The 20404-nt window shown below is 55.7% G+C and carries 12 protein-coding genes; 6 read left to right on the forward strand and 6 right to left on the reverse strand.

Annotated elements, in window-relative coordinates:
• Window positions 1–16 precede the first annotated feature (16 nt).
• The 3 genes from K239x_RS15745 (at window position 17) to K239x_RS15755 (ending at window position 5631) form a co-directional block, all read left to right on the forward strand.
• A complete protein-coding gene (locus K239x_RS15745) occupies window positions 17–3673 on the forward strand; it encodes a carboxypeptidase regulatory-like domain-containing protein (RefSeq protein ID WP_145419201.1) in 3657 nt (1218 codons plus the stop codon).
• A 76-nt stretch (window positions 3674–3749) separates the two neighbouring features.
• Window positions 3750–5081, forward strand: coding sequence for an arylsulfatase (locus K239x_RS15750; protein WP_419189015.1), 1332 nt, complete (start codon window positions 3750–3752; stop codon window positions 5079–5081).
• A gap of 31 nt (window positions 5082–5112) precedes the next feature.
• On the forward strand, window positions 5113–5631 hold the full coding sequence (locus K239x_RS15755; protein WP_145419203.1) for a hypothetical protein: 519 nt from the start codon (window positions 5113–5115) through the stop codon (window positions 5629–5631).
• Between the two features lie 72 nt (window positions 5632–5703).
• Here K239x_RS15755 and glgB read toward each other — a convergent pair whose 3' ends face one another.
• The 4 genes from glgB to K239x_RS15775 form a co-directional block, all read right to left on the reverse strand.
• Window positions 5704–7971 (reverse strand): 1,4-alpha-glucan branching protein GlgB, encoded by a 2268-nt coding sequence (glgB, locus tag K239x_RS15760; protein ID WP_145419204.1) that lies wholly within the window; start codon window positions 7969–7971, stop codon window positions 5704–5706.
• Window positions 7972–8096: 125 nt separating this feature from the next.
• The gene (locus K239x_RS28720) at window positions 8097–8894 is read right to left on the reverse strand and encodes a ribonuclease H family protein (protein ID WP_419189016.1); all 798 of its coding nucleotides are present in this window, start codon (window positions 8892–8894) and stop codon (window positions 8097–8099) included.
• Between the two features lie 522 nt (window positions 8895–9416).
• Window positions 9417–10085 carry a DUF8091 domain-containing protein gene (locus K239x_RS15770; protein WP_145419205.1) on the reverse strand — a complete coding sequence of 223 codons (669 nt, stop codon included), beginning with the start codon at window positions 10083–10085 and terminating at the stop codon, window positions 9417–9419.
• 20 nt (window positions 10086–10105) lie between these two features.
• Window positions 10106–11593 carry a L,D-transpeptidase family protein gene (locus K239x_RS15775; RefSeq protein WP_419189017.1) on the reverse strand — a complete coding sequence of 496 codons (1488 nt, stop codon included), beginning with the start codon at window positions 11591–11593 and terminating at the stop codon, window positions 10106–10108.
• Window positions 11594–12367: 774 nt separating this feature from the next.
• Here K239x_RS15775 and K239x_RS15780 point away from each other — a divergent pair.
• The 3 genes from K239x_RS15780 to K239x_RS15790 all read left to right on the forward strand — a co-directional run bounded on the left by K239x_RS15780 (window position 12368) and on the right by K239x_RS15790 (window position 15218).
• Window positions 12368–13363 carry a DUF1573 domain-containing protein gene (locus tag K239x_RS15780; RefSeq protein WP_145419206.1) on the forward strand — a complete coding sequence of 332 codons (996 nt, stop codon included), beginning with the start codon at window positions 12368–12370 and terminating at the stop codon, window positions 13361–13363.
• A gap of 125 nt (window positions 13364–13488) precedes the next feature.
• Window positions 13489–14277 (forward strand): phytanoyl-CoA dioxygenase family protein, encoded by a 789-nt coding sequence (locus K239x_RS15785; RefSeq protein WP_145419207.1) that lies wholly within the window; start codon window positions 13489–13491, stop codon window positions 14275–14277.
• 125 nt (window positions 14278–14402) lie between these two features.
• Window positions 14403–15218 (forward strand): PEP-CTERM sorting domain-containing protein, encoded by an 816-nt coding sequence (locus K239x_RS15790; RefSeq protein WP_145419208.1) that lies wholly within the window; start codon window positions 14403–14405, stop codon window positions 15216–15218.
• Between the two features lie 46 nt (window positions 15219–15264).
• Here the strand turns inward: K239x_RS15790 and K239x_RS15795 are convergent, their stop codons facing one another.
• Together K239x_RS15795 and K239x_RS15800 are read right to left on the reverse strand one after the other, a co-directional pair.
• Window positions 15265–18561, reverse strand: a complete 3297-nt coding sequence (locus tag K239x_RS15795; RefSeq protein WP_145419209.1) for an efflux RND transporter permease subunit — start codon at window positions 18559–18561, stop codon at window positions 15265–15267.
• Window positions 18558–20384 carry an efflux RND transporter periplasmic adaptor subunit gene (locus K239x_RS15800; RefSeq protein ID WP_145419210.1) on the reverse strand — a complete coding sequence of 609 codons (1827 nt, stop codon included), beginning with the start codon at window positions 20382–20384 and terminating at the stop codon, window positions 18558–18560. The genes K239x_RS15795 and K239x_RS15800 overlap by 4 nt, the downstream gene beginning before the upstream one ends.
• Window positions 20385–20404: the final 20 nt, after the last annotated feature.

The raw sequence follows: 20404 nt of genomic DNA on the forward strand, positions 1-20404 counted from the left end.
CGCGCCGGAGGAAGTCATGAAGAAGAGACGTTTTCGATTCGGCATTGTGTTGCTGATGTGCTTGCAGTTGCTGGCAATGCGAGCGACGTTTGCTCAAGATGCACCAACTGCGCCTGTCAGCGACAACTACTTTTCGCTTTTACAGACGGTCACGTTGGCGGACGGTGATCCCGCGGGACTTGTTTTTAATCTTAGCGGCCAGGTCGTTGATTCAGCCGGAACGCCCGTACCCGATGCGGTCGTGGTTTTGCGTGAAAGTAGCACGCAGCGCATCAGCGCGGATAACACCTTGGTGACAATCGAATCTCGTAATGATCACATTGTGAAAGATGTCTTTGCCAGAACACGAACTGACCAAGAAGGACGCTATGAATTTAGACAGGCTGCCGCACCCATGATGACGAAGCAGCACCAAACGCGGTGGCAGCGGTGGAATTGGTGGGTCGCCGCTGCCAGCTCCGACGGCGATTTCGGATGGAAGCACATCAAGAAAGCCTACAACGGTCACGAGGAGATCACCAAGCAGATCGACGTGGAACTGCGTCGCTCCGTGCCGATTGAAGGCACGCTGCTATCCACCGATGGCCAGCCTGTCGCCGACGCACTCGTCCGGCTTGGCACACTGGACCAACTAAACCCCGTGCAGAACCTGCTGCCCTCGGACGACTATTTCGACGCTAACGCAAGCTCGCTGCAACTGTCTCAACGAACCGACGCGAATGGCAAATTTCGATTCCCGTCCACGCCCGATCAACTAGCGTTCAATGTTTCCGTCAGCCACCCCGTGCATACGTTCGGCTACTACCGACTTACGAACAACCCTCAGATTAGTCCTGTTCTCAGCGATGATTCAGCGAGTGTCCAGCCCAGCACGGCGCCGCTGGTCAGAAGTCCGTGCACTCTATCGGCGTTGGAGCAAATCATCGTTCGAGGACGTGTTGTCGATGAAAGCGGGCAGCCGATTGCCGGGGCTCACGTGCAAAAACAGAGCACCGTGATGACTGCGAAAACTGACAGCGATGGGCAGTTTCAATGGCCGATCGCCAAACTCTCGATGTCAAAGTACTCCCGGTCAGCATCACACGCCGACGCGGAAGTGTCTTTTTTAGCATCGGTGCCCAGCGAGCCGTACATTCATCAGGCCAGCTACTTTTCGACGTCTGATTTGTTGGCAGGCCGGCCACAAACGATTGTTCTGAAGCGTGGCTGCGAATTGACCGGCAAAGTGATTTGCAAACAAACAGGCCAAGGGGTGCCTGGCATCCGCGTCGCCGCAGCCCTCACCGGCCTCGGCTATACGCCCCCCATGGCGATGACAAGGACGAATTCCAAGGGGGTTTATCGGATCGTCTCGCCGATCGGCAGACTTCGTATTGGGGTTGGCGGTCCGATCGCTGGATACGCGGTGCCGCCGTTTGACTGGTCCAAATTGCAATCTGCCAACGATCCGTTGAACGCTTCGCCTCTGGTCCGCGACATCGACGTCACGGGAAAAACCCAGTTCGACCTAGCCGATTTCAGCGTCAATGCTTTGCCATCGATCCAAGTCCTTGTCTTGGATCCGGACGAAAAACCGGTCGCCAACGCAATAGTGCACGCGTACTACCAGCGACAATACGAGAATCATCAATTCGGCGGCGAACGATCTCTCGCACCGATCGAAACCACCGGCAAAGACGGCACGTGCCGAATGTTGCCCAATCGCGATGACTGGAAATTGGGGGTGATCCGTGTTCAGGCAAAAATTGAGGGAGCCTCTTTTCACGGGCATAGCACGATGTCCCGCGATGATCGCGAACGCATCCCAGTCAAAATGAAGCAGGGATGGCTACTCACCGGACGCGTCCTGAAGGATGGCAAACCGGCGCACAACGTCAACGTGAGACTACGCCGCCATAACAACAAGGGAGCAGCAACATTTCGTGGGATGACGCAATACCAAGAAATGGGCATCACGACGACAGACCGTGACGGGAATTACCAGTTTGAAGTTGCTCCGGATGAGCGGTATTCGATTTCCACGGATGACCCAGGTAGCTGGCGCCGCAAATTGGCATACAGGTCCACTCCACTCGATGAACACCACTATCATTTCAATGACATCGAATTCATTTCTCCCGATCAGGCCAGGCCGGCAAACGGCACCATCCAAGGAACGGTCGTTGATTTCAGCGGAGCACCGTTGTCCGGCGCTCGGGTGCACTCGGTACCGACTCGGTTGCAAACCGGGGTAAACGCACGGACCGATGTGCAAGGCAGATTTGTCTTGACGGGACTGAGAGACGGTGAAGCGCAACTGATCGTGCAAGTGGAGCCCAAGAACCCGCAGTCTCCGAGATGGGCAGCAAGCATCGAAGCGACTGTCGGAGACGATGACGTCCAAATCGCGATGGACCGTCGAATCTTGCATCCGGTGCCGGAGCTGAAACCTGTTCAGGTCATTACGATGCAGCATGAACGGATAGTCGATGACAACGAACAATCAGAGTTGACCGGCCGAGTGCTGGACGAAGAGGATCGGCCGGTCGCCGGCGCCGTTGTTCGGGTTCATGCCGCAATCTCACGGGCAGCACTAGGCAAGAACGGAATCTTCTCGCTAAGTGATCTGGCTTTTCCCGGTAAGGGAAAACAAGCGTTGACAGACGCACAAGGTCATTTCCGGATCAAAAATGTTCGGTCGGAATGCATGTTTGATGTGGCGATTGGTGCTAGCGGCCACCAGGGACACTTGTTCCGTGACGTTGATCCGCGTGACGACAATCTGGGCTTTAACCTCTCTGCAACACCCGATCTCGATCCCAAAACGTCTTTCTCCGCGCGAGTGGTCGACGTGGACGGCAAGCCGATTGCCGGTGCGACAGCGAAAGCGAAAGCGCCGTTGGTGACGCTGATGAATATCCCCATCCAACAGCGTGTCGCTCAGAATACATCGGCGACGGTCACCGACAAAGACGGACATTTCTCGTTGCAATTCCGCATGCCCGTTCGCAGCACGCAGCTACTGGTCCAGTGCCCTGGATACGCATCAACCGTCGCAAACTGCCTGCTGTCGAGTGCGCCAAAACAAGCCATCGTCTTAACTGCCGGTTCCAGCATCGGCGGTCGACTGATGCATGATGGTCGTCCGGTCGAGGGGGTTCCTGTCCAACTAACGCCGTTGGATCATTCGCTTAGAAATGTTCGCCAAGCCTTGACATCGACGACCGATCAACAAGGTTTCTTTGGGTGGGATCATTTGACTCCCGAAACCGAATTCACGGTGTGGACTGCTGCGGGAAAGAGCCCCCTTGCTGCTCTGCCAAAGACGATCGTCCGAACGTCCCAGGCTGGCGAGTTGGCAGACTATGGCGACGTTCAAACCGAAGCCGGCCACAAATTGGCTTTGCGTTTCATAACCGAAGACCGCCGGCCCATTCCGGCAAAATCGTACTGCACCTTGACCCGTCCTTCGTTGCCCACACAAGGCTCGGTCTTGATCCCAGAGAGATTTGCATCGACCGTGCGGTTCAATGGCGTTCCGACCGAAGTAGTATCGATTCTCTTGTCCGTGCCTACGTACAAGGTCGTCAATGTCGAACCAAACTGCCATCGAGACGGCAACGGTCGCTACACTCTGTTTTGCGACGATGACAAATCGTTCACGTTTACACTGCAACGTCATTTCAAGGACTGACGTCGTGAGCGTCCTTGCGGCGGCGTAGGACACCGGTCGCTTGTTAGGAATGCTCCATCAAGATTCTGGAAATCGCATGATTCGTTTGCTTTTCGTGGCTCTTTTTTCGCTGAGCTGTGCTTCTTCGCAGCACGCCGCCAACGCCGACAGACCCAACGTCATTTTGATATTGGCGGATGACATGGGGCTGGGGGATCTGGCGTCGGCCAACGGTGGGCAAAGTCGCACGCCGAATTTGGATCGATTAGCGACAGAGAGCGTTCGCATGCAAAACGCTTACAGTGCGTCATGTGTGTGTGCGCCCGCTCGAGCCGCTCTGCTGACCGGTCGCTACCCACATCGCACCGGCGTCGTCACGCTGAACATGAACAAGTATCCAAAGTTGACACGCATAAAGCAGGACGAAGTCACTCTTGCCGACGCGATGAGAGCCAACGGTTACCGCACGGGATTGGTCGGAAAATGGCACTGCGGCACTGGCGACGGCTTTCTCCCCAACGATCGCGGCTTTGACGAATTCGAGGGGTTCACCGGGTCGCAGGAATTGTCGTACTTTCGCTATCCGCTGGCACAAAATGGCGTGACGCAGCAAGTTACCGGCGACTACTTGACCGATGATCTGTCGCGTCGTGCGATCCAGTTTGTACAACGGCACCACGACCGACCGTTCTTTCTGCACTTGGCACACTACGCGCCGCATCGGCCGCTCGAAGCACCAGCGGATTTGGTCAAGTCCTACACCGACGCTGGGCTGAACGAATCCACGGCGACGATCTACGCGATGATCGAAATTATGGACCGCGGGATCGGTGAACTGCTGGACGAATTGGATCGACTGCAATTGGCCGACAACACCATCGTAGTTTTTGCCAGCGACAATGGCCCCGATCCGGTCACTGGCGAACGATTCAATGCCGACCATCGCGGAATGAAGTACCAAATCTACGAAGGTGGCATTCGCGTCCCGATGTTTGTGCGTTGGCCACAACGACTTTCGCCCGGCGAACGTGCGTCGATGGTTCAGTTCGTCGACGTGATGCCCACGGTGCTAGATCTGTGCGGCATCGCGCATCAATCAAAGCTACCGATCGATGGGCATAGTTTTCGGTCGGTGCTGCAAGACAAAACCGCAGAATTCGAGAGTGTGCGGTTTTGGCAATGGAATCGTGGACGACCGAATTTTACGCACAATGCCGCGATGCGAGATGGCCGTTGGAAATTGGTACGACCGTACGTCAATCGAAAGTCCAACCCAAAGGACTCGTCGCTGCCGGCGGTACTCTATGATCTAAGCAGTGATCCCGGCGAAACCAAAGATGTTTCCGCCGACAACGCGGAACGATTTACGCAGATGCTTCAGCAGATCCAGCAGTGGAGCGATGCCGTGGAAAAAGATCGACTGCGATAAACTGACCTACGGCGGTGTGACGAGAGCGGATATGACTCGACTGTTGAAAATGCAACCGACGTTTACGTTGGATCTATCGCAAAAACCGGTCGACGTGATCGCCGAAGTTCGCGAGGCCATCAATACACCGCAGTTGCAGGGATTGGCTGAATCAGCGGGCAACTGCATCGATCTGAAAGTCGATCGGTCCGAACGTCGTTTTTGGTCGCCACATTTGTCGGTGCAAATCAGCGAGTCGGATTCCGGATCGCACTTATACTGTCGATTCTCGCCGCGCCCTGAGATCTGGACCATGTTCATGGCGATCTACGCCGTGATGAGCACGTGCATCTTTGGATCGCTGATCTGGGCGTACGTGCAATGGTTTATGGGAGATCGACCGTGGGCGCTGATCATCGCGCCGATCGGCGTGTTGATCATCGCGGCCCTGCACATCGCAAGTCTGGTCGGCCAGAGCCTGAGTGCTGACCAAATGCAGAACCTGCGTCAGCGGCTGGATTTGACCCTGGAGCACGTCCGGAAGAATGCGCCAGGCACAAAACAAAAGTAACCCGAAGCGTGTACCAGGTGGAGAGTGCTCACCTTGCCCACGCTTCGGGTTACCAAAAGTGCTTGGTCGCGATTACTTTTCCAGGCGGAATATACTGACACCCAGCGGCGGCATGTTCACCGAGATGCTTTCGGGGCGACCGTGTTCGCCGGTGCCCAGTGTGTCGCAACCGGGGTAATTGCCCATGTTGGTGCCGCCGTAGGCTTCCGAATCGCTATTGAAAATCTCTTTCCAATGCCCGGCTTCGGGCACACCAACGCGGTACTCGGGGCGAGGCACTGGTGTGAAGTTGCAACAGACCAGGATCGGCGGGGCACCGTCCATGCCTTTGCGAAGGTACACCAGGGTGCTGTCGTCACCGTTCATGCAGTCGACCCACTCAAAGCCGTTGCCGTCGAAATCCAATTGGTGCAGCGAGGGATTTTCGTTGACCAATTTATTCAGGTCCGCAACCAATTGCTGCACCCCACGGTGCGTGTCGAAATCCAGCAAGACCCAGTCCACGCCATCATCGTGATTCCACTCGTTCCACTGGGCCAATTCGCCGCCCATGAACAGCAGATTTTTGCCGGGGTGAGTCCACATGTACGAGTACAGCAGACGCAAGTTGGCAAATTTTTGCCACATGTCACCCGGCATTTGGCTGATCAACGATCCTTTGCCGTGGACGACTTCATCGTGCGACAGAGGCAACATGAAGTTTTCCGTGAACGCATAGATCAAGCTGAACGTCAATTCGTTTTGATGATGTTTGCGGTGGATCGGTTCGTTTTGCATGTACGACAACGTGTCGTTCATCCAGCCCATGTTCCACTTGTAAGTGAATCCCAAACCGCCATCGTACGTGGGACGCGAAACTCCCGGCCACGCCGTGGATTCTTCTGCGGCGGTGATGACACCGGGATGCTGTTCGTGGACGGCCACGTTGAATTCGCGAAGGAAATCGATCGCTTCTAAGTTTTCGCGACCACCGTATTGATTCGGAATCCACTCACCGTCTTCGCGGCTGTAGTCCAAGTACAACATGGACGCGACCGCGTCGACGCGAAGTCCATCGATGTGATACTTGTCCAACCAGAACAACGCGTTGGAGATCAGGAAGTTTTTGACTTCGGTACGGCCGAAGTTGAAAACCATGGTGCCCCAATCCGGGTGTTCGCCTTGGCGTGGGTCAGCGTGCTCGTAAAGAGCTGATCCGTCGAACCGGTACAGACCGTGGCCGTCTTTGGGGAAGTGAGCCGGCACCCAGTCGATCAAAACGCCGATGCCGTTTTGGTGCAGGTAGTCGACGAAGTACATAAAGTCATCGGGGCCACCGTGACGACTGGTCGGTGCAAAGTAGCCAACAGTCTGGTATCCCCACGAACCGGAGAACGGGTGTTCGCTGATCGGCATCAATTCGACATGCGTGAAATGCATGCGGTTGCAGTAGTCCACCAATCGTTTGGCCAGATCGCGGTAGTCCAACCAACCGTGGGTGCGGCCAGGACCTTTTTGCCAACTGCCCAGATGAACTTCGTACACATTCATCGGTTCGTGCATCGGATTCCAGTCTTTGCGCTGTTGCATCCACTGATCATCGTTCCATTCGTGCCCGGTCAAATCCGTGACGATCGAAGCGGTCAGTGGCGGCAGTTCAGCGGCGAACCCGACTGGATCGCTTTTGTCCATCCACTCGCCGTGTTCGCTGAGTACACGGAACTTGTATCGATCGCCGACTTTGGCACCGGGAATGAACAATTCCCAGATCCCTATGTTGTCATGAACTTTGGCCACACTGGTGCGACCATCCCAGCTATTGAAATCACCGACGATCTGAACGCTGCGAGCATTGGGTGCCCAGACGGAAAAGTTCACGCCGGGAGTGCCATCGACCGTCCGGACTTGAGCGCCCATGCGTTCGTACATGTTCAGGTGCCGACCTTCACCCAGCAGGTACCGGTCGTAGTCTGAAAAAATCGATGGAGCCGCGTAAGGATCTTGTTTGTCCACAACTTCGCCTGATTTGTCGGTCATCTGGATGCGATATCTTGATTCGGCATTGTTTGTTTTGGCACTGTTTGCCCGGGCACCATCTTCGCGGCTGGACGCGTCCACGTCGATGGCTCCGTCGCAAATCGCCTCAAAAAATCCGGCCGGATGCAGCTTCCGCATCGGCCGCCGCACGCCTGATGCATTGTCGACGACCCAGGCGGCTTGCGCATCGGGCATGTATGATCGCACGGCAGTCGCCGACTGACCGCGATAATCGACAGGATGTGGCCCTAGCAAGTTCGCAGGGTTGTCGTAAGTGCCGTCGATCAGAGACGCAATTTCAGAAAGAGAGACTTGAGTTTGCATGGGTAATCCGTTAGCGAATGCATAACGTCGATACGTGGAAACTTGGGCGCGGTGCTTCGTTGCATCCGCGGCGCGGTGCCGGGAACACCGCTGGAATCAAAATGACTTCTACTTTGCCCGACGACCTAGGCGTTTTCGACCAAGTCGCGGGGCGTAAAACGACGCTGTGGCAGCGTGTTGCTACTCGATTGGGTGCTCGCAAGGAGCCAGCTTCGTAGTCGATCATTGGGCGATGATCCACCTGAAGCCGCCGCCGTCATTTCCACTGCGGTTCCGCGCGACCTACGTTTAGGTGCGGGGACCGACATGCGACCGCCGCCAGCACTACCGCCGGTGCCGTGCGCCGAATCAATTCGATTGATCGTGCCGTTGGAACCGATCGCGTCGTGTGACACGTCGGCCTGACCGGCACTTACCAATCGCGAAGAAACCAAGCAGGCTTCCACGCGATGAATCTTCAACGCACGATCAACTCGACGCCAAAGATCAGCATGTTGGACGTCAATGCGACGCCCAAAGTGTTCCCAGATAAAACCGTTCTGTCGCCACCGGGGGAGGGAATCCGAAAGGGATCGGATCAGGTAGCGATTATTACTAAGCAACGTCACCGATGACGCTCCTTCGATTGCTTCAAGCCCGCGGACGGCGGCCAGGAGCGTCAGGCGATTCAAGTCACCTGTCTCTTGGTCTTCGGCATCCAGGACGGGCTGGCCGTCAGCTGTCTCCAATGCAAAACGCCAGAATCCATCGGTCAACGTCGTCGATCGAGCTTCGCAGACGAGCAGCAGTTCGCTGCGTACGGTCGCGGCCGAATTCGAGTCAGTGGAATCAATGGCGTCCGGTGCAGACGCCACGGTGGGTTCGGGAATAAGGACGGGAGTCAGTTCCGATCCGTCAGGATCGAGTGGTAACGTTAGCTTCACGAGAATCGTATCCGGCTAGATGGTTCGGACATCGTCACTGCAAAAACGATTGCAGCAACTGTTTGGGAGGTGATCCATCACACGCGACGACGTGAATAAAGGCATGGCACGCAAACCATGCTTCATTGGTGTCGTAAGAGATGTCTCGTCAATCTTTGCCGCGCCGGAGTAGATTGACTAACAGAAAAGGTCCACCGAACTTATCAAGCGGTACTACCTGAGTCACATTCGTTGCAAACCGAACACCGCAGCGACCCAAGACGCTTTGGAACGTGGTTTTGCGGGGAAAACACGCCAGCGGTGACCTACGCCGAATGTTCAGCACAGAAGCTACGAACCAAATGGAAGCTACGATCGGATTGATCGCCCAAGACTGATCGCCCAAGGCGGACTTCGACGTGGCACGTCACGAAAGACAGACGCTGATAAAGAGCTTCACGAAGAGGGCAAGCAACGCGCTAACCAGTGATCGCAGCGGCAAACTTGCACGCAGATCCTTGGTCGGCCATGAAGCTGCCGACCTTACGCGGCGATTGGTTCGTAGACGATTCCACTTCGTCGTCGCGAGACTTCGTTGATCGCGCCGGTATGACGCAGCACATACGCAATCTGTTGAGCAACCCAGCGAGGTCGGTCGATCGCGCGAGCAATGTCGGCCGTATCAAACGACTCAGGTCGTCGCTTCCAAGGAATCAGTGCCAGAAGATCCGCAGGTTCTCGGAACTCAAACGTTTCGCTGATCGAATCAAGCGACGTGTCGACGACTTTGTAATTGGGCTGCCGACGTCGACGACGACCCTTGCGTGGCATGCGGGTTTGTTCCACGCAAACCATCGGGACTTCTAACGTCAGATTGGGATGTGGAAACACTCGCGTGAAGTAGATCAGTTCCTCGAACAACTCCATCACGCAACCGCGTTTGGGACTCATCCGCCGCGACACGACGGGGCCTGCCTTGGAATTGACCTTGATGATCCGCGTCCGCGAAATCACGGGTTTGACGACACGCAGCTTGTGTCGTTTGAGAAGCTTCTGAGACTTGTCGCGAATCGCGGACAGCGACGCACACTGCACTTCGATCAACTCGTCATCACGGACGGCGTCAATGCGATACTTGCCCATCGTCACTTCGGTGTTGGCCTCAGTGCCGGCGTAGCAGCGTTTGAGCTGCTGATGCAGAGATGTTTCCATGGCGACCTCAGTGTCGTCGCTTAACGGCGAATCGTGACCGAAGAACCTTGCGACAAGATGCCGAATAGATCGTCCGCGAAATTTGCAGCCAAGCTGATACAGCCATTTGCGGTTGGTTTGGTCGCTTCGGGACTGCCGTGGATGCACAGCTGGCTGCCCAAATCGATCCAAACTTTTCCGTATGGATTCGCTGGACTTCCCGCAGCAATCGGAGCACCACTGCGATCATAGAATGTTCGCTGTGACTGCTTGTCTTGAACCGTAAACGTTCCTGGTCGTGGAGCAGGATCACTGCCAACCGCGATTGGGAAACGCCCTGCGTACAAGTCGCCCAAGAAGATCGTCAATTCATGCTGTCGCAGATCGACCTGCGCGTTGAACGGTCCTCGCACGACCTTCAGCTCCGTCCCCGGAGTGATCACCAGTGGATCCTTGATTCCGTTGATATTGGCGATCAACTGCCAAGGCACACCATAGTTCTGAGCGATCTCCATCAGTGTTTCGTTTGATCCAACACGGTGGGGCTGTTCCAGCAAATGGCGAGGCGAATAGATCACTTCGCGAGCGAGCGGGTCCAAACGTGCCAGCAACTGGCCGCGCTGTGCGACCGGCAAATCAGGCGTGCCATAAAACACGCTCAATGTCGCCAGGGCTTCACGCATCTGGTCATTGGCGTACTGGCGGTCGGCTGTTGTAAAGGCATTTGCCAAACCAACGTTCTCAGTCGTCGCTCCCGCACTTACGGCACCAATGGCTGACTGGTTGGCCAACGCGATCTGATTCGATGCGGCTGGATCGGCGTTCAGCGAGACCTGTTCGGTCAACTCCGTCTGAGCTTGATCCAACGACGGCAGGTTATCCATCGAAGGCAACGACATTGCGCCTGCTGCCGGTGGAGGTGATGTGTTCTGCGGAGCGTTAAACGAGCGGCCAGTCTGCGGGTTGAAATTGTCTTGCGCGTTTGCGGGAGTCGGCAGCTGGAACGAGCCCTCGGTTGCCGGGAACGCACTGTTCAAATCCACGCTGACTGCTTTAGCGGGCGTCGAAGCTTTCGGCAATCCAGAGAACGTCGGCCCCTGATCACTGATGCTGACAGAATTCTGAGCCTGGAAAGACGGTTGCGGTCGCGGCGTGCTGGTTCCCGTCTGTGGCGACCCAAGTGACATCGAAGCAGGTGCCGTCGAATTACTGCTAGGCGTCGAACCGGCCTGGGGAATGTTGCGACCAGGATTTGCAAATCCACCTTGGCTTGGACCGGTAGCAATGACCGCATCGGGTTGGCCGGTAGTAATGACCGCATCGGGTTGGCCGGTAGTAAATTCGTCGATGCCCGGCGCAAAGCTATCGGATGCTGCAAAACCGGTGTCGATGTCCAAATCGCCCTCGAATTCCAACAAGTCGGCAACTTCAGGCGGAATCGGTTCCGGTGGTGTCGTGAGTGAAACGTATCCACCGTACATCACGGTCATAAGTAAAACGACGATGGATGATGTCTTAATCGTTTGCACGACTGTCCTCCCTGACGGGTCGGCGATAATGATCTGAAAAATGCAGCGGTCGCACGAAACTCCGTCGTGGACCGAGGCATGAATCGAGAAATTAACCAAACCAACCTGCGTGTCGCTAGATCGGTTCGTCAGTTACCCGGCTTCCCTACAGCACATTTCGCTCCGGCACGTTTCTCAGTCCGTTGCTGGACGCACCGCCAGGCTCTCGAATGGGCTGCATCAGCTCAGTCGATCAGCAGCACTTCGGCGACCGCGCCACCATGACCAAGCAGTGGGGATTCGGCCTAACGACCAATGGCATGCAGCCGCCAAAACCCACTTCCAAACGCTCGCCCGCTAGCAAATCAGCGATCTCGGCATCCCCCCGAAAGAGAGCGTCGAGCGAGTACTTAGGAACTCTGCGCAGCCTCCCAAACGCCACATCCCTCCCAAGTGTCCACTCTGGTGCCGATCCTACGACCGATTCAGCCACAATCTCTTCGCAAAGCACGCGTTTTGCCTTGTCGACGCTGCTTGCATCGCTAACTTAGATAACAGAGGAACGCGTTGACAAACTTTTCGCGGCCAGCCCCACTGACACCACTCTTCGTAGTGGTTTGTCGATCGCTTCAATGGGTTAAAATGGTTGGTCATCGAAATGGTTTTGATATCGCCAATTTTAGTTGTCGAATTCATGTCCGGTTAGACATCAAGAAGGCAATCTAAAAGTGGTGGATTCCTCACCAAGCTACTGCCTCCCACCCCTCTCTCCTCCGTACGCGGAAAGCTTGTTCCATGGTCCGACCCATTCAAACGCTTCTGAGTGTCTGTTGCTTTGCACTCGCACTGACGTCCACCGCCGCGGCCGTCGACTGGCGTGACGTCGCGTTCCCGGTCAAATCGCATGATTTTGGTACACGAGCCGTTGCGGCGAAAACCGAATTTCTGTTCCCCGTGGTCAACACGTTCGGATCCGACATTCACATCAAAGAAGTTCGCGCGAGCTGTGGGTGCACGACGCCGATCATCAAGAACCACTACATCCAGCCCAACTCGACGGGTTACATCCTGGCACGATTCAACACGGGATCGTTTACCGGAAAGAAAGGCGCCACGCTGACGGTCGTGATCGACAAACCGTTTTTCAGCGAAGTTCGTTTGGAAGTCAAAGGCTACATTCGCAGCGACATGGTGTTTCACCCCGGTGCGGTTGATTTCGGATCAGTGGACCAGGGAACCACCGCGACCAAAACATCGCAGATCTTGTACGCCGGACGGTCGGATTGGAAAGTCGAAAGTGTCCGCAGCAACAAACCATGGTTGATCCCAACCGTGAAGCAAACGTTGCGAGGGGAAGGCAAAGTGAACTACGAACTCTCGATCACCATTCGCGAAGACGCCCCGATGGGTTTCTTTCAAGACGAAGTCGTCGTGACCACCAACGATTCGTCGATGCCAAACGTGCCACTGCCTGTCACGGGCAACATCGACAGCGCTCTGGTCATCTCGCCTCAGTCGCTGGCTTTGGGGAGCCTAAAACCAGGCGAATCGATGACGAAGCAATTGGTCGTCCGAGGCCGCGAGCCATTCACGATCGATACGATCCAAGCTGACGGCTGGAACATCGAATTCGCCAAAAGCGACGTTGCCCGGACCACTCACTTGGTCTCCGCCACGTTCACGCCCACCGATGCCGCCGGCCCTCAAAAGCTGCCTGTAAAGATCAAAACAGGCGGCAAATTAAGCGTTTCGGCCAACGCATTGTTGACCGCCAACGTGCGTGACCGCTAACGAATTGCCAGCTGAACAAACGCAGGGAGGGCCAAGCAGCTACGTTGCTTGGCCCTTCTTTCATTGACAGACACATCGACTTTCACTGACAGCCCTTCCGCCCCACAGACAAACCGAGTCGGCCATTGTCTTACAAGATCTCGTTGGGACAATCATCGGCTTCCGACGCTGCAAGCCTGTTTCAGCAGCAAGGCGCGCTCTGGATTGACCAGCTCTTTTCGCGTCGCTTTGTCCAGCGTCTGAGCAAAGTCTATTTTCGTAAGTACGCGTCACTGTCACAGCAAGAACTGGAATCTCGATACGCCTGTGTCGGTGATCAACGCTACATGATCACGACCGAAGTGAAGGGCAAGTTCAATTCGCCCGACCTGTACGCCAACGGACACTTGATGCCGATCCTGCAGGAGTTGTTGGGGCGGCACTTTGTCATCTCCAGTTTTGGTTCCGTGATCGCGTTTCCGGGCGCCGGCGCACAGTCGGTGCACATGGATTACCCGCCGTTGTACGAAGACGAATCGACTTGTACCTCGCTGCCGCCACATGCCATCACTCTGGTGGTTCCGCTGGTCGACTTAAACGAAAAAACCGGATCGACGTCGCTGTGGCTGGGGACCCACAATCGCGTCGGGGCGCGAGAACAGCTTCAGAAATTGGTGGAAACGGGCTCCCGCCGCGAAAGTGTTTTCCCTTCGGCGAAACTTGGCGACGCTTATTTGATGGATTTTCGCCTGACCCACGCTGGCATGGCGAACCAAAGTGAAATTGCCCGACCGATCCTGTACATCGTCTACAGCCGCCCCTGGTTCGACGAATCGTTGAACTTTTCCGAACAACCACGCATCAATCTGTCACGCAAGCAGTATGGCAAAGTCCCTAAAGCCCTGCGTTACCTCTTCGCTGGCGCCGCCAAATAGCCATGAATTGCTGGTTCAGAATTGATCTTCTTCGCAATCGCTTGCATTGCGTAATACGCAGTCTGTTGGGGCTGTGTCGTTGACGGATTCGAGGGGCGAGGGTCCGTACCACCAAGTTGTGCATCATGTCGCGTCGAGTTTTGCTGTGTGTGTTTTTTGCGTTTGCTTTCTCCAGTGTTGTCCAGTCCGCGATCATTCTCAAAAATGATTTCGACGGTTCAACAACGGATGACCAAGACTATTTCGTTGGTCAAGTCACCGCCGATGGCATCACTGAAGTAAACAGTGGGGGAATTCAGCAGACGTTTGTCACTCGCAACGGATATGACTCCGTGGCCGGGACGGACGCGCTGGTCGTCAAAGGGCTTGGCCCGTCCATGGGGACGACGCCTGGTGACGTGAACATCCAGCTTGTTCCCAGCACTTTCGCCGCGACCTATGGCCAGAGCACGGCACAGTCCAATCTGGTGTCTTCGTCGGCGCTTCGGAACGAAGACTATTTTCAGTTTCAAATCGAAATTGAATCGGGTTACGCAGTTAACTTTGATTCGTTCGAATTTAGTGGAACGCTGATAAACGGGACTCCAGGCAGTCCAGCAGAGTCACCGAACATTATCGAATTTCATCGCGGTTTCGATACCAGTGCAAACGCCAACATTGCGGTCACCCCGATTCCAGTGACGGGTGTCGGCTCCGGAACGGGAGCCGATGCGATTTTGCTTGCTGCCGACGAATTTCAAAATGTCACCGGGAGCATTCAATTTCGACTGTACGTACAAGACAGCCGACCCAACTACGACGATCTTGCAAATTGCTACGCACTGGAGAGCTTTGCATTCAATGGAGCGGTCACCGCGGTTCCCGAACCAACGAGCGCTGTTTTGCTAATGTTCGCCTGCGTAGCCTGTCTTTTCCGTCGACAAAGACAGCCCCGTCGCTAAGCCGAACGGGTCGGCCGTCAATCAAAGGCGGCCGACCGTTGGATCATCACATGCTGATCTCGTCATTTTCATCGGCCCACCCGACTGCAGCCAACGAACGAGTCGCCAGATTGATGGATCGCAAATAGATCGAGTAGAAGACCGGCACCAGGAACAGCACCAAGAACGTCGCCAGCATCAGTCCGAACGCCAAACTAGCCGCCATCGGAATCAACAACTGAGCCTGAAACGACCGCTCGGTCATCAGCGGCAGCAGTCCCGCGATCGTCGTCATACTGGTCAACATGATCGGACGGAAACGACGTTCCCCCGACTCCAGTAGCGCCTGTTGGCCGGGAACGCCGTCGCGAACACGCGAGTTGATGAAGTCAATCAGGACGATTGAATCGTTCACCACGACTCCCGCGAGTGCGACCAGCCCAAACATGCTGAACAGCGTCAGCGGCAATCCCAACACGGCATGTCCCCAAACAGCTCCGATCATGCCGAACGGAATGATGGCCAGAATCAGTGCCGGCTGGATGTAGCTTCGGAATTGCAAAACCAGCAGCACGTACATGGCCAAAATCGCCAATGCGAACCCCTTCATCAGACTGCCCACGCTGTCCTTGCTCTGTTCGCGCTGGCCCTCCCAGCGAAGTGCAACGTCGGGGAACTTCTTATTCATCTCGGGCAAATAGTCGTTCTGCAGTTTCGAGATGATCAGATCGGCGTTGGCAGTGGTCTCGTCCAAGTCCGCGGAAATCGTGATCGAACGCTGTTGATCGACGCGATTGATTTCGGAAAAACCACGGTTCAGTTTGATTTCCGCTAGCTCGGTAATCGGACGTTCGACGTTCTCGCCCGTGCGAACACGGATCTCGCGAATATCGACCAAACTGCGGCGTTCGTCGGGCGGATAGCGAACCATCAATTTGACTTCGTGCCGTCCGCGCTGAAGCCGCATGACTTCCGCACCGTAATACGTGTTCCGCACGGTTTGCCCCAAGTCCGTTGGTGTCACACCAGTCGAAAGAGCTTGGTCTTTGACTCGAAACTGAAATTCGTACTTCCCCGGTGTGTTGTCGTCAGCAATGTCAAACACTCCCGCAAACGCGCCCAGCCTAGCTTTGATGTCTTCGGTCGCAGCCAGCAATTGGTCTTCGTTTTCGCTGGTGGCCAACAATTTGAACTCGATCGGTTTGCCTCCCGGCCCGACGCCGACGCTGCCAAACGTGACCCTTTCGGCTCCGGGAAATTCGCCGGCTTCTTCGCGCCACATCGCCAAGATCTTGTCGCTATGAATCGTCCGAATTTCGGTGTCGTACAGTTCCGCAAAGATCTGTCCCACGTGACTTCCCGATCCCCCACCGCCCGCCGGATTGTCCAACACGGCAATCGTGCCCACGTCTCGATACGTCAATCGCACCGGACCGGTCAATTCATCGCCTTCGCCAGGGTAAATTTCAGACGGATCTACTCCCAGCTCTTTTGCGCGGTCTCGCGCGACTCGGATCGAAACGCGGCGAAGCGCGTTTTCCATCGTTCGCGTTGCCGCGTCGGTCTCCGCAGCTGACGTTCCATTGGGAAACGTGATCGTGGCTTGCAGATTGTTGTTGTCGGATTTGGGAAACAAGATCGACGGCACCACTCCACCTTGGATCATGCCCCACGTGATCAGAAACAACATGATCGAAAACGCGATCGGTACCAGCGGATGGCGAATGCTGAATTTCAAAATCGGCACATAGATGTTTTCGCAAAATTTGGTCAACCCCGCAGCTGCTCGTTTGTTGGCCCAGTTGAGCACGATGCCCAGCGGTCGCAGCGGGTACGTTAGCACGGCCATCACTCGAAAGAACCCGCGGTGCCGATGCGCCAAGTGGCTAGGCAGCACAAACGTGCTTTCCCAGAGCGAGATCACCAGCATCGCGATGACCGCAAACGGGATCACGGCCATGAATTTTCCCATCACCCCGCTGACAAAGAACATTGGCGAAAACGCGATCACGGTCGTCGTCACCGACGCCGTCACGCTGGGCATGACTTCCAGCGTGCCTTCGGTCGCGGCGACTTTGAGCGGTTTGCCCATTTGCCGGTGCGCATAGATATTTTCGCCGATCACGATGGCATCATCGACCACGATGCCCAGGGCAACCAAAAACGAAAACAAACTGAGCATGTTCAGCGTTTGGTCACCCCACGACAGGGCCGCTCCTGCGCCCAAGATCGAAATCGGAATTCCCAACGCGACCCAAAACGCCAACCGCATTTCCAGAAACAGCGTCAGCACCAAAAAGACCAACGCGAGTCCTTGGAAACCATTTCGCAGCAACAGCGACAACCGGCCGCGAACTTCTGTGCTACTGTCGCCCCAAACGACGAAACGATAACCGGCCGGGAGTTCTTTTTCGGCCACGTATTCGCGGACTGCATCGACCATCGCCAGCAAGTCTTCGCTCTTGGTCCGTTCCACGTTGACGACCATGGCAGGTTCACCGTTGATTTCGCCGGTCGCCGTGACATCTTCAAATTCGTCGCGGACGGAGCCCAAATCATTCACCGTCAACACAACTCCGCCCGGAGCAGTGACGAGCGGCAAGCGGCCAATCTCAGCACCGACGCGGCCTTTGTTCTTTGTTCGCAGCAGAATCTCTTGGCCTTCGGATTTCAGCTGTCCGCCGGGAAGTTCGATGTTCCTGGCTCGCAAGATCTGGGCCACCCGGTCCAACGTCAGACCGTAACTGCGCAGCGTTGCTTCGGGGATTTCGACATCGATCTGATAAGGCCGCGTCCCCATGATCGCTGCCGATGAAACCATGGGCAGCGTCAGCACATCGTCGCGCACGCTTTCGGCCACTTCACGCAACCTTAGTTCCGCCTCGCGGCTGAGGTGATCGGCGTCGTCACCATCGGTCGCGCTTTGGGGACCAATGATCCCCAACCGGATCGCGGCGTCCCGAAACGTGATCTGCTGAATCTGCGGATCTTCGGTCAAGGCCGGAAAGCTGGGAATTCGATTGACCTCTCGATCGATCTCCGACATGATTTTTTGAACATCGCGAACGTCACTGCGCAATTCGGCCAAGACATACCCGGCGCCTTCCTGCGAAATCGACGTGACCTTCTTGATGCCATCGATCGCTCGGATGGCCTCTTCGATCTTTTGACAGATCGCTTCTTCGACGTCTTTGGGTGTCGCACCGGGATACGGGACCGACACCATCACAATCTCCAGCTCGAACGCCGGAAACACTTCGCGTCGCATGTTCCACAACGAAAATCCGCCGATCGTCATCAGAGCCAGCATCAGCACATTCATGCCGGGAGCGTTTGAAATCGCCCAAGTCACTAAGCGATTCATGATGCGTCTCCCAATTCGGCAGCTGAATCAGATTCGTTCGCGGAATCTGATTCGCTATCCGGTTTGATTTCGTCATCCGCGTCCGGCTTCAGTTTTGCTCGGGCAGCCAGTCCGCCAGCATCCACGCCACTGAGCGGGCTGGTCACGACGTAGGAATCTTTGCTGAACGAATCGCCTCTGATCTCGCACACCCAAAATTGACGTTCACCAGCCAAGTTCGATTCGTACCTCGCTTCGATCTCCGGAGTGTTGCTGCCGGTCAGTTTCAACGCGTCGACGGGAAACACGCCCTTTTGCACAATCACTCTGCCGGGCGTCCACTGCTTGGGATCAAACGATGTATCGCTGTCGGATGCGCTGTCAGAAACGCTGTCCTGTGCATCCGCGTCCTTGGGACTCGCGTCCGCGGTGGCGGCTTTGACGTCAGCTTCGGAGTTCTTAGCCAGCTCGGCCGATCGTTTCTCGTCCGCTTTGGGCTGTTCCGCTTCGGGAATCTCCAACACCGATTCGTCGGGAGAAAACTGCCAAACACGATTGCCCGGCTGCAGGGCGGTTCCGGGGATCACCACGAGCGGCGTTGTCGGTTTGATCAATAATTTGACTTGGACGTACATGCCGCGCAGCAGAGCCGACGGAGCCGTCGCGCTTTGCGAATCCCCTTGCTCGGTGCGATAGGACGTCGGCGTTTCCACCAAGACGCGAACAGGCACGGTGCGTGTTTGTGGATCAAGCCCGACGCCGTCGTAGCTAAGCAACCGTCCCTTCCATTGATACGATTCGTTTTCGCGACCGGTCAGATCGTATTGGATGATCGCATCCGTATCGGGCAAGTCATAACCGCCCTTTCCCGATGCGGTCGCGTCGTGTTTCTGGTCCAGCACCCAGTACAGCTGGTCCATTCGCAAACTGGTCGCGACTTCGACTTTAGAAGTGTCTTCAATGGTCAGCAGCACAGTACCGCGACTGACGAAGGTATTCAAATCGGCATTCTCAGTCACAATCACCCCATCGATTGGAGCCTTGATCTGTGTCCGGGCGAGATTCAGATTGGCAGCCTTTAATTGTGTAGCGGCCAGTTTTTCGGAAGCTTCCAAGCGGACGCGACGCTTGTCCAACAAAGCCGACGTGTTCTGCGTTGTCACAAGCTGCTGTTCGGATTGCAGCAAAGCCCGTTTTGCCCGGTCGATATCACCGCGGCTAGCAAATCCTTGGGGCAGTGATTCCTGGCGGTCCACTTCTTTTTGCTGAAGATCAACGTCTCGCTGTGCCACTTTGATCAAACGAACCGTATTCGCTTTTTCCTGATCGATTTCCTGCAGCGCCTGGTACTCCTGTTCCTTTAGCCGAGTCAATCGATCGACTTCGATCTCATAATCCGTGGGATCGATTTTCATCAATAAGTCGCCTTTGGAGACGACGCTGCCCGCTTCGCACTCGGCAGATTTTTCGATCACTCGCCCTGCGACTTCCGCTGCGATCTTGGCTTCGCGAAAAGGCACGACCGTCCCGTCGACCACCAGCTGCAGTTCTTCGCCCGTAGACTCCAACGAACGTATCTTCTCGACTCGAACGGCCGCCAGTGCTTTCAACCTTCCCGCGCGCGTATCGTCGTCCACGTCACGTGGCGGTGCGGTGGCGACGCCAAAGAGCTTGACCGCCACCAACCCCGCCGCGATCAATCCGATGGGAATGATCACATTGAAAAGCATGCCAGCAGAGAAATTCCCAACCGTCGATTTTCGCTTCGGCGGCGGGTCCTGAGGAATGATCAAAGGGGTGCTCTCACTGGGCGATTGCGAGACGGATGATTCGGTAAAAGTCATAGTGGAGAATTACTTAGGAA

This window comes from Stieleria marina, assembly GCA_007741555.1.
Taxonomy (GTDB): Bacteria; Planctomycetota; Planctomycetia; order Pirellulales; family Pirellulaceae; genus K23-9.

Coding starts and splice junctions, on each gene's coding strand:
- K239x_RS15745 (WP_145419201.1), top strand. CDS start 17: ATGAAGAAGAGACGTTTTCGATTCGGCATTGTGTTGCTGATGTGCTTG.
- K239x_RS15750 (WP_419189015.1), top strand. CDS start 3,750: ATGATTCGTTTGCTTTTCGTGGCTCTTTTTTCGCTGAGCTGTGCTTCT.
- K239x_RS15755 (WP_145419203.1), top strand. CDS start 5,113: ATGACTCGACTGTTGAAAATGCAACCGACGTTTACGTTGGATCTATCG.
- glgB (WP_145419204.1), bottom strand. CDS start 7,971: ATGCAAACTCAAGTCTCTCTTTCTGAAATTGCGTCTCTGATCGACGGC.
- K239x_RS15770 (WP_145419205.1), bottom strand. CDS start 10,085: ATGGAAACATCTCTGCATCAGCAGCTCAAACGCTGCTACGCCGGCACT.
- K239x_RS15780 (WP_145419206.1), top strand. CDS start 12,368: ATGGTCCGACCCATTCAAACGCTTCTGAGTGTCTGTTGCTTTGCACTC.
- K239x_RS15790 (WP_145419208.1), top strand. CDS start 14,403: ATGTCGCGTCGAGTTTTGCTGTGTGTGTTTTTTGCGTTTGCTTTCTCC.
- K239x_RS15795 (WP_145419209.1), bottom strand. CDS start 18,561: ATGAATCGCTTAGTGACTTGGGCGATTTCAAACGCTCCCGGCATGAAT.
- K239x_RS15800 (WP_145419210.1), bottom strand. CDS start 20,384: ATGACTTTTACCGAATCATCCGTCTCGCAATCGCCCAGTGAGAGCACC.